11 protein-coding genes are annotated in these 14,740 nt (G+C 36.6%); all 11 read right to left on the bottom strand.

The window, feature by feature from the left end:
• Positions 1 to 6: 6 nt before the first annotated feature.
• Entirely contained in the window at positions 7 to 1,536 is a 1,530-nt protein-coding gene (xylB, locus tag NTX22_10450; GenBank protein ID MCX6150935.1) for a xylulokinase, read from the bottom strand.
• Positions 1,537 to 1,583: 47 nt separating this feature from the next.
• Complete coding sequence (locus NTX22_10445; GenBank protein MCX6150934.1) at positions 1,584 to 4,811, bottom strand: glycosyl hydrolase-related protein; 3,228 nt, start codon at positions 4,809 to 4,811, stop codon at positions 1,584 to 1,586.
• An 11-nt stretch (positions 4,812 to 4,822) separates the two neighbouring features.
• Positions 4,823 to 5,605: a hypothetical protein gene (locus tag NTX22_10440; protein MCX6150933.1), complete on the bottom strand. Its 783-nt coding sequence runs from the start codon at positions 5,603 to 5,605 to the stop codon at positions 4,823 to 4,825.
• Between the two features lie 27 nt (positions 5,606 to 5,632).
• On the bottom strand, positions 5,633 to 6,583 hold the full coding sequence (gene rbsC, locus NTX22_10435) for a ribose ABC transporter permease (protein ID MCX6150932.1): 951 nt from the start codon (positions 6,581 to 6,583) through the stop codon (positions 5,633 to 5,635).
• A complete protein-coding gene (locus NTX22_10430) occupies positions 6,580 to 8,067 on the bottom strand; it encodes a sugar ABC transporter ATP-binding protein (protein ID MCX6150931.1) in 1,488 nt (495 codons plus the stop codon). Before NTX22_10430 ends, rbsC begins: the two co-directional genes overlap by 4 nt.
• A gap of 2 nt (positions 8,068 to 8,069) precedes the next feature.
• Complete coding sequence (locus NTX22_10425) at positions 8,070 to 8,990, bottom strand: substrate-binding domain-containing protein (GenBank protein MCX6150930.1); 921 nt, start codon at positions 8,988 to 8,990, stop codon at positions 8,070 to 8,072.
• 137 nt (positions 8,991 to 9,127) lie between these two features.
• A complete protein-coding gene (galK, locus tag NTX22_10420) occupies positions 9,128 to 10,282 on the bottom strand; it encodes a galactokinase (protein MCX6150929.1) in 1,155 nt (384 codons plus the stop codon).
• 109 nt (positions 10,283 to 10,391) lie between these two features.
• Positions 10,392 to 10,595 carry a hypothetical protein gene (locus NTX22_10415; GenBank protein ID MCX6150928.1) on the bottom strand — a complete coding sequence of 68 codons (204 nt, stop codon included), beginning with the start codon at positions 10,593 to 10,595 and terminating at the stop codon, positions 10,392 to 10,394.
• A 15-nt stretch (positions 10,596 to 10,610) separates the two neighbouring features.
• Positions 10,611 to 12,287, bottom strand: a complete 1,677-nt coding sequence (locus tag NTX22_10410) for a sodium:solute symporter family protein (protein ID MCX6150927.1) — start codon at positions 12,285 to 12,287, stop codon at positions 10,611 to 10,613.
• 47 nt (positions 12,288 to 12,334) lie between these two features.
• Positions 12,335 to 13,336 carry a DUF5107 domain-containing protein gene (locus NTX22_10405; GenBank protein MCX6150926.1) on the bottom strand — a complete coding sequence of 334 codons (1,002 nt, stop codon included), beginning with the start codon at positions 13,334 to 13,336 and terminating at the stop codon, positions 12,335 to 12,337.
• A 12-nt stretch (positions 13,337 to 13,348) separates the two neighbouring features.
• Positions 13,349 to 14,650, bottom strand: coding sequence for a M24 family metallopeptidase (locus NTX22_10400; GenBank protein MCX6150925.1), 1,302 nt, complete (start codon positions 14,648 to 14,650; stop codon positions 13,349 to 13,351).
• Positions 14,651 to 14,740: the final 90 nt, after the last annotated feature.

Below are 14,740 nucleotides of genomic sequence, written 5' to 3'. Positions count from 1 at the left end.
AAATATTTACTTAGCATTAAGCTCAGTTATTAAATCAAATTCCTTTTCTAATGATTTATATAAATTGCGATAACGGGGATAATACTTTTTATAGATTTCTGAATTAGCACTCGGCTGTGTTGATGAGGTTACCTTGATAATATTATTTGAAATATAATCTATATCAGGAATCACCTTGGTTCCGATTCCCGCCAGAAGCGCTGCTCCATAAGCTGCTCCTTCAGTTACATTAACAGTTACTATCTCAGTATTAAAAACATCTGCCAGAATCTGCCGCCACAATTTGCTCTGCGCCCCGCCGCCGGAGGCTCTTGCTTGTTTTATAGAAATATTTTGTTCTTTTAACAATTCAAGAGAATCAAGCAAACCGAATGTAACTCCTTCTACAACTGCGCGTGTAAAATGTGCTTTTGTATGACGAATAGTAGCACCAAAAAAAACTCCGCGTGCATTTGGATTTGGATATGGTGTGCGTTCTCCGCTTAGGTAAGGAAGAAAGATTAATCCATCTGAACCGGCAGGAATTTTTTCAGCATCGTTCATCATCAAATCGTAAGCATCAATTCCTTTTTCTTTTGCAAGAAGCTTTTCTTCATTACAGAATGTATCACGGTACCATTTCAAACTTCCACCTGCGGAAAGCATTACGCCCATATAATGCCACTTGTCCGGTACCGAATGACAGAATGCATGCAATCTTCCTTCTGGTTCATAATAAAATTTATCGGCGGCAGCAAACACAACTCCCGATGTACCAATAGTTACAGAAATTGTTCCTTCCGAAAATATTCCTGAACCGAATGCCTGTGCTGCCTGATCTCCAGCTCCGCTTACTATTGGAGTTCCTTCAAGCAAATCTGTTTCCTCTGATGCAAACTTGTTAACATAAGAACTGATGATTGTAGATTCAGTAACAGTTGGTAGCCATTCAATAGGAATGTTAAGTTCATTCAAAATTTCTGTTGACCATTCTCTCTTGCCAACATTGAACATTGAAGTACCGGAAGAATCGGAAACATCAGAAAAGAATTTGCCGCTTAGGCAAAATCTTAAATAATCTTTTGGTAAAAGAATTTTGGAGATGCGCTCATAAACCTGCGGTTCGTTTTCTTTCACCCAAATTAATTTTGGAAGTGTAAATCCCGGAAGGATTTTATTTCCTGTTAATTCTAAAACTTTTTCAGCGCCAATTTTTTCTGTTAAGGAAGCGCACTGTGGCGCTGAGCGCTGATCATTCCACATAATGCAAGGGCGGGTTACTTTGTTGAATTTGTCAAGAAGTACTAAACCGTGCATTTGTCCGGTAAGTCCAATTCCTTTTATATCTTTTCCTTTAGCGCCGGCTTTTTCCAAAACTTTATTGATGCTTTGTTTTGCTGCGTTCCACCAGTCTTGTGGAGCTTGTTCAGCCCACAGTGGGAAAGGAGTAAAGAATTGATATTCTGTTATTACACTGGAAATCAATTCACCTTTTTCATTAATCAAAATTGCCTTGATTCCGGTTGTACCTACATCGATGCCCAGCAATAAACTCATAATAAACCCACTCTTAATCTTCTCTAAAAGAAAGAAGGAATTTAATTTTAGAAATAAATTTTAATTGTTTTCACTTCATTCTTTTTAGTTGGAACAACCACTAAATTCTTTTCAAATAGAACTTGCTCTTTATCGTCTTCAAGAAAATTTGACAGCACTATTTTCTTTGGAGTAACAGGTAAAATTAATTTTGCATCAGTATCTTTTCCTTTGGATTCGTACCACTGAAGAACCCATGCATCAGAATCTTCTGCCTTCTTAATTTGTGTTAGAATTAAATTATCAGCATCAAGTTGAACAAATGATTTTGAATCCGGCAACTCTCCTTTATGCAAATCATTAACTACTGCAATCAACGGATAATTAAATTCATATCCTGTTCTAACAGTGTTTGCTTCTTTCCAATTTCCCTGGTGCGGATAAAGAGAATATTCAATCGAATGCTTCCCTCTGTCTGCAGTTGGATCAGGCCATTTTGGCGAACGCAAGAGAGAAAGCCGCATAACATTGCCTTTAATATCGTAACCATATTTTGAGTTGTTTATCAAGCTTACTCCATAGTTACCGGAAGAAACATCTGCCCAACGAATAGCAGGAACTTCGTATTGAGCTTTTTCCCAGCTTGTAGTATTTCCTGTAGAGCGGGTTATTGTTCCGTAAGGAATTTCATACGTTGCAACAGAATCACTAAACGATAGCGGGAAGGCAACCTTAAGCATTGTCTTATCCTCCCACCAGTCAACATCAGTTTTAAAATCAATTCTTGCCAAATCCTTGTATAGAATAATATCTTGCGTAAAAAATGATGACGGGAAATTTTCAGTAGGAAAATCTTTCTGAACACCGGGTTTAAGATAATTTCTAAACAATCTGATTACAGTGCGAACGCTCCCGTCTTCAATTAATTCTGTTTTCTGGAAAGTTGACGGATATTTTACTCCAGTCAGACCGACATTCCAAGCATCCCAGGCGCGTGGTTTATCTTCAAGCAGTTGAAGTTCGTTACCATCACCTTTTAAAATTTCTTTTCCATTTCTTTTATCAACAATGCTATTAATCCAACCTGATTTAAGATCAATATTTATTTTGAAGAACTCATTTTCCAAACTATTTTTTGAATCAAGTTGAATTTGATCTCTTCGTTCTTCATTCTTCACTCTAAGTTCATAGGTTTTGTATCCAAGCGAAGGAACATCTTTGGCAATGAAGATTATTTCTTTGCTTAGTTTATCATTCCGGACAGTTTGAGATGGAATCTCTTTTCCATCCAAGTCAAATACAGAATAATCCTTCACCTCTCCATCAGAAAGCTGCAGCTTCACAACATCCGTTCTATTCCAATTAAGAGAATTGAAAACAGTTAACGGAATTCCTTTTGTAATTTTTGTTGTGTTGATTTTGCCATTAATTTCTTTAAGGGAATTTTGAAGAATAAAAATCCCAACTTTCTCAACTTCCTTGTATTCTTCAATTGCATCTATATACACCTCCCGTATGCCGGAGCCAGGAAGTATATCGTGGAATTGATTGAACAAAGTTGTCTTCCATGCGTCCTGCAAATCCGCAGCGTTGTATTTTGCTCCAAACAGTTTGGCAAAGGAAGAAAACTTTTCTGTATTGGTTAGCAGCACTTCACTTTTGCGGTTGTACTCTTTATTCTTAGCTTGCGTTGTAAACGTTCCCTGGTGATATTCGAGATATAGTTCGTTCTTCCATACAGGAAGTTTTGTAAGATCATGTTCTTTTAACCAATCCAAATATTTAGTGGCTGTTCCGTATTCAATTGTTGGATAGATATCAAGTTTTTGTAACCGTTCAATTCTATCAATCATATCTATGGTTGGTCCGCCGCCATGATCTCCAACTCCAAACAAAACCATCAACTTTCTGTACCCGGTATTTGCTTCATATTGTCTCATCCAATCGATGAATTGAAATGCCTGTGTAATGGAGTTGGTATAATCGAATGGAAAGTAAGTAAGAATACGCGAGCCATCGGGAGATTCCCACCAGAAAACACGATAAGGAAAAACATTTGTTTCATTCCAACTTATCTTTTGAGTAATGAATGCATCTATGCCAGCATTTTTGTAGAACATCGGCATATTCCAGTTGTAACCGAATGAATCCGGGTTCCAACCGATCCGAACATCCTGCCCAAGTTTTTCTTTGAAATATTTCTTTGCTAACAGGATTTGTCTCATCCAGCTTTCACCACCAATTAAATTGCAGTCCGGTTCAATCCACATTCCACCAATAACTTCCCATCGTGCATCTTTTATTCTGTCTTTAATTTTCTGGTAAACATCGGGATAAAGTTTTTCCATCCAGTCGTAATAAGCAGCGGCGCTTTGCGTGTAAGTAAAATCAGGTTTAGCATCCATTATGTTAAAGACTGAGTTGAATGTTTTGTGGCAGACTTCAATTGTTTCTTTTGACCGCCACAACCATGCAGCATCGATGTGTGCATTGGAATCGAAGTAAAGAATAAATCGTCTTGCAAACTCACTTACCGGTTTTAAGGCAACGCGGACTTCATCTAAAGATTTTTCAAATCCTTCCAAATCCCCGGATTCCAATTTTTCTATTTCTAATTTCTGAACTTGCTCTTGCAAAAGTTTATTTAGCTTTTCTTTTTCATCACGGCTAATTGTTGATTTATCAATTCCCGGATCAACTTTGGCGTTTGAGTTTTGCTGGTAAGTATCGAAGCTAAGAAGTTTTTGTCCGGTTTGTAAGCTCAAGGCAAAATCCTGAATTTTCTGCTGAATTGGTTTTAACTTTTCAAGGTCTGGTTGTGCACGGATTAGCCGGAGCGGTCCACCAGTATTGATTGCTTTTATTGCTATTAAAAATTTATCACCGGGTTTTACATTTTCAGAAAGTACAAACTCACCATCCCACGGAAAGTAACCTTTGCTTACCCCATTGATGAACATATAACCAAAATCATCAACTGAAACAAGAAGTTTTATTTTTCCGGTTAGAGGTTTGCCCAGGAACATTGTGGGAATTGTAATTTCTTTTCTTAACCAACAGGAATCGAAACGAACCTGCTCATCAAGCTTAACTGTTTTCCATTGCGAGTCATCAAAATCTTTTTGTGTCGGATCGCCAATCACTTTTGTCTTGGTAAGATCTTCGCTTATCTTCCAATCATTAAAGGAGAGTGTGCTTAGGAATTCAAGCTTCTGAGAGATTTTATCAACGGGAGTTTGAGAAAACAAAATTTCTGAAATAAATAGAATCAGTGAGAATGCTTTTAATAATTTCATAAAATTACTCCTTAGATTAGATTCTTGCCATTACTTTTCATCCATTGAGAATGTAACTCATACCATTTTGGGCTATAAATGCCAAGTTTTCCGGATTGTCGTGGATGAGCGAGCGGAATAACTTGAATTAATTTTCCGTTAATTTTTATTGCCTTAGCTTTACCATAAGGATTTAAGTCTTTACTAAAATCAGAAAGGGATTTCCATTTACTATCAAAAGAATTAAGGAACCACTTTATTGGTTCATCCCCTAATAAAATTAGATATTCAGAGTTTGCGATTTCTAATTCAGTTAAAATTTCTCTTATTCTATTTTCATTTGTTAATTGACTTGGGACTTTTGGTAATGTGTCAATAGGAAGGTTATACTTTTCTACCAATGGTTCATATTCTCGTTTAATTGCTGCTTCCTGTCTAGAATTCTTACAGCTATGTGGGACTAAATCACAAAGCCAAGTATGTTCTCTATTTAATCCAAGAGGAGATAAAATATTTTCATCAAGTTTATTTCCCGATGGTCCATTAAAATTATCTGAAGCCGGTACAAGTTTTCCTAATTCTTCGGGAATATGAATCCTTTTTATTATAGAATCAGCATCCTCACCTTTCCAAAAAATGTATGGCTCACTTGCAACGGCAAGGGCACTAACTTTTTTTCTTCCTTGGTTATCAATCCATCTCGCGTGAACTGCGCTTGCGTACACTCCCAAAACAAATGCTATCTTTTCTGTTCGATCTTTCTGCTCAACAGTATTTACCTTTTCTCCAAATGGAAAAGTAAAATTAGTTTCCATATCTCACCTAATTATTTATTTCAATATTTATTTTATCCTCTGCCTATCCATCAACACTGCCAGGAGAATTACAACACCAACAATAACCTGCTGAACATACGAATTTACATTTAAAAGATTAAGTCCGTTCCGCAAAATTGCAATAAGCATCGCTCCAAAGAACGTTCCGAGTATAGTACCTCTTCCGCCATTTAGGCTTGTACCGCCAACAACCACTGCTGCAATCACATCGAGTTCGTACATCATCCCAGCATTTGGTTGTCCGGAGTTCATTCGAGACGCAAGCAAGATTCCGCTTAATGCAGAAAGAACTCCGCAGATTGAGTAAACTGCAATAAGAATATTATTAGTTTTTATCCCGACTAATCTTGCCGCTTCAGCATTGCCACCAACTGCATAAACGTATCTTCCAAACCGAGTTTTAGTTAAAACGATATGAGCAATAACAAAAATGATGATCATTATAATTGAGGGAATTGGGATTCCAATAAATCTTCCTCCGCCAAGCACACTAAATAATTCCGGTAATCCCCATACCGGTCTTCCATCGGTATAAACAAATGCAGCTCCACGCCAGATCGTCATTAGCGCAAGAGTAATTATAAACGGAGTAACTTTGAATTTTGTAATGAACAATCCCGCGGATGCACCGCTAAGAAAACCGAATAGCAGCGCAACGATAAGTGCACCGGCTAAAAGAAGAAGCGGGGAAGCGGAGATATTTAATTTGATGATGGTTGTAGCTACAATTCCCGCAAGTGCTACTAAAGAACCGACTGAAAGATCAATTCCACCGGTTAAAATTACGAATGTCATTCCTACAGCAATGATCGCTGTGATTGAAGTTTGCAGAGAAACATTCAGCAGGTTATCAGCAGTAAAGAAGTATTGGGATAACTGTGAGAATAAAATTATTTCAACAACCAGCGCTAAACCGATTCCGTAATCAGATAAAACTTTTAATAAATACTTTTTCATAAATTACTAACAGCCATCTCCATAATATTTTCTTGAGCGATTCCTGAACCTTCCAATATTCCGGTTATTTGTCCATCACTAAAAACTGCAATGCGATGGGAAATCCCGATCAGTTCCGGCAAATCAGAAGAAATTACAATTACTCCAATTCCATCCTTAACAAGTTGATTGATGAGATTATAAATTTCATACTTAACACCAACATCAATTCCAACCGTAGGTTCATCAAATATAATCACTTTTGCATCCGAGTAAAGCCATCGTGCAAGAACAACTTTTTGCCTGTTACCGCCGCTTAAGTTTTCTACTTTCGTTTCAATTGATGGAGCTTTTATTTTAAGCTTTGCCAAATATTCTTCAGCAGCTTTATTTTCCTGCTGTGCTTGAATGAATGGACCTTTAAGAAGAGAAATTAAATTTGAAATTGTGATGTTTTCTTTAACCGACATTTGCATTAATAATCCGTAAAGATTGCGGTCTTCAGTTAGTAATGCAATTCCAGCATCAATGGCTTCGCGCGGTGATTTGAAATTTACTTCTTTACCATGAAGAAATATTTTCCCCGAGTTTTTTTTCGCCGCACCGAAAATGATATTGGCTAATTCACTTCTGCCGGCTCCAACTAATCCAGCTAATCCAAGAATTTCTCCTTCATAAAGCGAAATATTTATGTCTTTCAATCGATTGGAACATAAATTATCGATCCGTAAAATTTCTCTTCCGCGTTTTATTGCTATGTGTGGATATTCATCTTCCAGTTCCCGCCCAACCATCCATTTGATTAATTTATTTCGGTTTGCTTCAGATGCTAAACAAGTTGTAATTAATTTGCCATCACGTAGAACAGTTATTCTATCGGCAATTTTAAATATTTCTTCAAGCCGGTGGGAAATATAAATTATTCCAACTCCATCCAGTTTAAGCTTTTGAATTACACTAAAAAGATTCTCGGTTTCTGACTGTGTAAGCGAAGCGGTTGGCTCATCCATAGCAATAATGTTAACTTTTCGGGAAATGGCTTTTGCTATTTCAATCATCTGGCGCTGAGCAACACTTAAATTTTTTACAGGAAGATCTACATTTATTTTTTCACCAAGTCGTGCAAGCAGTTCTGCTGCTTTTTGTTTTTGCTGCTTTTTATCGATGAAAGATATTTTACCAGCTACCGGCTCGTTACCAAGAAAAATATTTTCGGCAACTGTTAATTCCGGCACGAGCTTGAAATCCTGATAGATCATGCTGATGCCAATCCGTTGAGAATGAAATGGCGAATTTATCTCCGTTTCTTTTTCATCGATAAATATTTTTCCAGAATCTTTTTTAATAGCACCAGAAAGAATTTTCATCAATGTTGATTTACCGGCACCATTCTCGCCAACAAGGCAATGAACCTCGCCGGCATTAAGTTGAAATGTAACATCATCCAAAGCTTTAACGCCAGGATAGCTCTTGCAAATATTTTGCATCAGGAGAAGGATAGACATTATTATTTTTTATCTAATGATTCTTTATCTACAATTCCAACTGCTACCGGTACAACTGCAGGAACCGGTTTCCCTTCAAAGTAATCTTTTATTTTTTGTATAGTTGTTTCGCCAATCAATCCTGGTTTTTGAATAACATCAGCTTTAAGAGCTGTCCCTTTCAAAATTGCGTCAACTGCAGGTGGAGTTGCATCATAGCCAACAATAGTTAGATTCATTTTCTTAAATTGCTGAACTGCATCAAGTGCGCCAAGAGCGGATTCGTCATTGATTCCAAATATTCCAGTTAAATCTGGATTTGATTGCAGAACATCTGCAGTAACCTGGAGAGATCTATCGCGAACACCTTGCCCGTTTATATCAGCAACAAGTTTTATATCAGGATATTTTGAAATCGCTTCTTTGAATCCCTGAACTCTATCGAGAACGGAAGTAATTGCCGGTTGATTTATTACAGCAACTTTTCCTTTTCCATTTAGCATTTTTGCAAGATACTCACCGGCAAGTCTTCCACCTGCAATATTATCAGAAGCGATGTGGGCAACAACTTTTCCATCCTGCGCTGCAATATCGGCAGTAAAGATTGGAATGTTGGCTTTATTAGCTTCGATAATTCCCTGTCCAATACCTTTGGAATCAACCGGGCAAACGATGATTGCATCAACCTTGCGGGAAATGAAATCTTCTATTTGGGCAATTTGTTTTCCAAGATCGAAATCAGCCGAAGTGACAATTAATTCATAATTGTTTTTAGCGGCTTCCTTCTTTAGAGCTTCTTCCAGATCAAGATAGAAAACATCTCCGCGTTTAAGTAAAGTTACACCTATAACTTTGTTGGTTTTCTTTTCTTCTTTTTTGTTACAGAAAAAAAATGAAATGATGGATGCGGTGATTAACAGAGCTATAAATATTTTGATTTTCATATTCAACCTTTTTAGTTGGTCCACAAAATTTTATCGTTAAAGAATAGCACGCGGATGACGCGGATAATTTTGATTAACGCTGATTTGCAAAAACAATTTATGTTTATTGGCATCTTATTAATCTGCGTGCTAAAATATTATTTAATTACTTCAGTTCCGCCTTTAATTGAAGTAACGTAAACTTTCAGTTCCTGCCCAACCTTTCTTAAATATTCATCTTTTGCTTTTGCAATAAAATCATTCATTCCCTTTTCTTTAACAAGATTTATTGTACAGCCGCCAAAACCACCACCCATCATTCTTGCACCAAAAACAGCTGATTCCTTAAGTGCAATCTCCACCAAAACATCAAGCTCACTGCAGCTTACCTGGTAATAATCTCGTAAACCTTCGTGTGATTGATACATTCTTTTTCCAAATGATGACAAATCATTTTTCTTCAAATCCTCACAGCCGGAAAGAAGTCGGATGTTTTCGTTTAATACATAAGAGCAGCGTTTATAAATCAGTTCGTCAAATTCGCCTTCGTGTTCAATTAAAAGATCGAGCGAAACATCGCGCAGACTTTTAATATCCAGATTATACTTTTGCAAAATCTTTACTCCAGCTTCGCATTGTGCACGGCGGATGTTGTACTCACTGGAACCGAGTGAATGTTTAACGTGTGTATCCAGCAGAACAATTTTTACATCTTTCAACTCGAATGGATAATATTCATATTCCAGCGAACGGCAATCCAATTTTAAAACTTTATTTGCCTGCCCAAAAATGTTTATGAACTGATCCATTATTCCACAAAGAACTCCGGCAAACTCGTGTTCAGCTTTTTGCGCCATCTTCACCATATCCAGCTTTGGAATATTTAGCTGAAAAATTTCATTAAGCGCAAATGCTAAACCTGCTTCTATGGCTGCTGAGGAAGAAAGCCCGGCACCAATCGGAATATCTCCGCCAAACACACAATCAAATCCACCAACAGCATAACCATTTTTTTTAAGTTGATCAACTACTCCAAGTAAGTAATTTGGCCAGGTTTTTTTTGATTTTTGAAAATTGGTTAAATCAAATTCATAATCAGCATTCAAATCTTCCGCGTGAAGTTTACACTTATTATCTGTACGTGGTGCAACCGCAAAAATAATTGATTTATCAATAGCAGCAGGAAGAACAAATCCATTGTTATAGTCAGTGTGTTCACCAATCAGGTTTACTCTTCCGGGTGAACGAACAATTAATGGTTTCTTCCCAAAATATTTTACAAACCGGTATTCAACACCTTCCGCTATATTCAATTTTGAATTCCTTTAAATCAATTTTAATTAAGCATCAATTATTTTACTCTAATTTTAAATTATGCTCCGGACAAAAACATTTCCTTTTACCTGCACGGTTTATTAGGAATTATTCCACTTTAACATTCCAATTTTTAATTAAGAAAATTCCTCCGGCAATAACCATAATTGCGCCCCACCAAATGCTCGGGTGAGTTTCTCCAAGAACAGTTTGATGCAGTGGTGGATTAATCCAAAAATATATTCCGGTAAAAAAAATAATTACACCCAACGCAAGCAACAATAGTCCAACAAAATACCAAATTGGTTTCATCTTTAATCTCCTCTATTACCAGAAAATAATGTTTAAAATGATCAATACAATTAATGAAATAATAGCAACGAATTCGGGCTTACGGTAGATGGCAATATCTTTATCAATAACTTCCGGAGTTAATCCTTTTACCAACCCAACTAATTGCTCTTTAGGTTTTTTCTTAGTGAACGAACTGACGATTATAGTTACAAGGAAGCAAATCAACCAAGCCCACCAGGCACGCCAGAAGTTAGTTGCCTGATCACTAGCTTTGGAAGATAAAGTTAAAAATGTTAAATCACCCCATTTCATTTTATCCAGGATGAACAAAGTAAAAGATGAAGTCATACCGCTTATCAATCCCCAGAATGCACCGTTGGGAGTAATCCAAACCACAAACATTCCAAGAAGCATTGTTGCAAATAGAGGAGCGTTAACCCAGGAAAAGATTGCCTGCATATAATCCATAATGCTTGGAAAGCTTTTTGCCCAATAAGCAGTTCCAACACTTATGATGATTCCAACAATTGTTGCAGCTCTGCCCATCCAAAGCAAATGAGTATCCGATGCATTTTTATTAATAACAGATTTATAAATATCGTAAGTCCATACTGTATTAAATGCGCTGATGTTGCCGGCTTGCCCCGCCATAAATCCTGCAAGCAGTGCAGTAATTCCCAAACCAACTAAACCAGCAGGATAGTAACGAACAATCAACAAAGGCAAAGCCGAATCGTAGCGAAGCTGGTTGCCATCCTTCAGCAATGCAAATCCGCTTTTAGGATCGTTAGCAAGAACTATTGCAATCAAGCCGGTTAATATTACAATGAATGGAACCGCCATTTTAAAGAATGAAGCAAGTATCGGTGTCATTCTTGCAGAGCGAAGATCCTTTGCCGAGAATGCTCTTTGTACTACAAGAAAGTCGGTGGTCCAATATCCAAATGATAAAACAAATCCTAATCCTAAAACTATTCCGCCCCAGGTTATAGCCATCCCATTATTTGCTGGACTACCGCTTGAAGACCAAAGAGTTGTAAAAGAAACGGTGCTATAAAGTTCATCAACTCTTCTAAAAATTTCACCAATACTTCCAACTTCTACAATTCCAAGAATGGCAACAAGGAACAATCCAAACCAGATAAGAAAAAATTGAATGATTTCTGTAAAGATAGCGGACATTAATCCAGACAAAGTAACATAACCCGCCACAGTTAATGCAGAAATCCACATGCTGATGTTCCAATCCCAGCCAAGAAATGTATGAAGTACCAGAGCCATAGCGTAAAGATTTATACCCGATACAAGCAGCGTCATTATTGCAAATGCAATTCCATTAAGCACTCTTGTTTTTTCATCAAAGCGAAGTTTAAGATAGCCAGGCACTGATTTAATTTTAGCGCTGTAATAGAACGGCATCATATAAACGCCGAGGAAAAGCATTGCCGGTATTGCTCCAATCCAGTAAAAGTGCGTTACAAACATTCCATACTGAAATGTATTTCCGGTCATTCCAAGCAATTCCAGCGCACCAAGATTTGCAGAAAGGAATGCAAGTCCTGCGACCATGGAACTATTCCTTCTGCCCGCAAGAAAAAAATCCTCTTCATTCTTAGTGAATTTTTTTAGATACCATCCAATCCCCAAAACAAATGCGAAATAGATTGCGATGATAAGCCAGTCGAAAAATGTAAGTCCGATTGACACCATAGTTTATTCCTTTTTTAAATGAACTGAAAAATTTTGTGCTTAATATACTAATGAGAAAAACTATTTGTTGAAGAAAATTCCTCGTCTTCAAAAATTGATTTCCCATTTACCAGGATCATATTTAGCTGCCAGTTATTTTGTGCAAAAGGTTTTAACCACTGGCAAGTATTTCTATTAATAGCTTCATCCAGTGCATCCGGAAAACCGCTTGTTGGTTCTAATGCAACAGTTAAGTGTTTCTTCTTTGCGTTTTCAGGCCAACCACCATAGCAAAGCCATATTCCTAAATAAGGAATTACTTTCTCATCAAATTGAAAAACAAGGCTTTCGTTTTTGGCTGGCAAAAATAATGCACAATAACCATTATCCAAATTACTGCTAAACAATTTTACTGCTTTTCCAAAACCTTGATTCTGAACTTCTGAATAATCAATTCTTTTATTAGTTAAATATGGATATGGAATTATATCACCAAAGTTTCCAATCTCCTTATCGGATGCCCAATTTAAGAAAACATCTTTTACACTTGATGGTAAAATAATTTTAGCGCCCGGTTCAACTTTAAGCAATGGATGAGATGACCACAAGTACGGAATATTTTGTTTAGAAGTGTTTTCAAGTAAATAATCAATAACAATTTTGTTTTTGTTTATGGAAATTCTTTTTTCCATCTGGTAGCATAACTTAATTCCAGAGATCGACAAGATTATACTATCGTCTTCAATTCTAAAATTCCATGGGCGCGACCATAGCTCACCATGATCCGGTAATTCTACTTCAACATTGTCTTCCAGTTTAATTGTGGATTTAGAAATGTTTGGGAAACACTCATCAAAACCACTAATATCAAACTTTGAGAAGTCGTCTCCATATTCAATCCGTTCATATTTATTTTTTCCATTTTGCGGTTCAAGAAGAAATTGAGTAGAAGTAATCTTGTTTTTCAACTCAATCATTTTCCCCCCGATTTCCGGAAGCACAACAATTTTTATAAATTCGTTTTGAAGAACAATATTAGTTAATCCATCCTTAACAAAAACATCAATCACAACATCCTCTTTCTAATTAATTTCAATATTTTTTTGTTGTATTATTTTTCCAGAGGATTTATCAACCAAAAGAATTCCAGGTTGTAAATATTTTTTTCCGTTTAGATTAACAATCAGCATTGGCCAATCTTTGGATTTAGTTATAACTTCAACGCTGTCTTTAAATGAAATGATTGTATCTTCTACCTTTGCGCCAGTAATGGTTGGGTTCCAGGCAAATGCTTGTTTTTCCTGAACAATTCCCTGAACTCCCGGATAAATAACATACTCACGGTCATCGTATCCAATTGCTCCACCCTGATGATGCTTCATCCATTCACCTTCAAAACCAGCATCTTTATACCATTGCTTACATTCTTCAAAAATTTCCGCAACTGGTTTTCCAGGTTTTGTTGCTTCTTCATACTTTGCCATAACGATTGCTGTTTGCTTTAATTTATTTTCCAATTCCGTCGGCAGTTTATTTCCGAAATAAACGAAACGGGTAACGGCAATTGGCATTCCCCATTTTTCGGCAACAATATTTACCATTGCATATTCTTTTAGTTTTGCACCACCAGGTAAAGCGTGGCGATATTTGTAAATTCTATCATCAACACCCATTAATAAAACGGTAGGTAAAATACCACGTGAACGTAGCTCTGCAGATGTTAAGGCTTCCATCTCAAATTCATCCATCCCGGGTTTTAATTTTTCACAAACATCTTGAACAGCTTCTGTACATTGTTCTCCAAGCCATCGGTATCGTTTAATTTCTGAATCTGTTAAAGAAAATCTTAACGGTTTAAACTGATCTGCCATTAACACAGTCCCCGGAAAAGAATTATCACTTCCAATCTTTCCACCAGTTGCTAATTCCTTGATGATATTTCCGCGTACATCTTTAACCGGATTGCTTTCGTACCAGTTAAACATTTTTAATTCATAACCCAGGTCCTTTAATGATTCATCCATCATTCTGCCAGCTTCTGATCCACTGCAGATAAGATATTTTTTCCCATCTTTCATTATCAGCAGAGATGCAGCACCAACATCTTTGTTCAACACAATTTGAACATTTGCCAAACCGGCAGTAATCCAATTTACATTTCTAACCTGCGTAAAGAGCATCCCATTTATTTTATTTTCATCCATAAATTTCTGCAGTCTAATCATCTTCTCAGATATTTCTGAATTAATTTCTTCTTTAGTTAGAATTGTTTGCGCATTTCCCTTCCACACAGAATTTCCGCCATCTTTCGTTTGTTCCTGCTTATTGCAGGAGACTAAAATAAAAACCGGAATAACAAACAGAGAGATAATTAATTTTTTCATTTTTGTTTTCCTCTTATTGAATAGAAAAAATATTAATTTTTATATTTTTTACCGGGTACACTTCAATTACAAAATTGTGATTATCAATAA

Source organism: Ignavibacteriales bacterium, assembly GCA_026390815.1.
GTDB lineage: Bacteria > Bacteroidota > Ignavibacteria > Ignavibacteriales > SURF-24 > JAPLFH01.
Note: the sequence above shows the minus strand (reverse complement) of the source record. Positions and strands in the feature narration are given on the sequence as shown.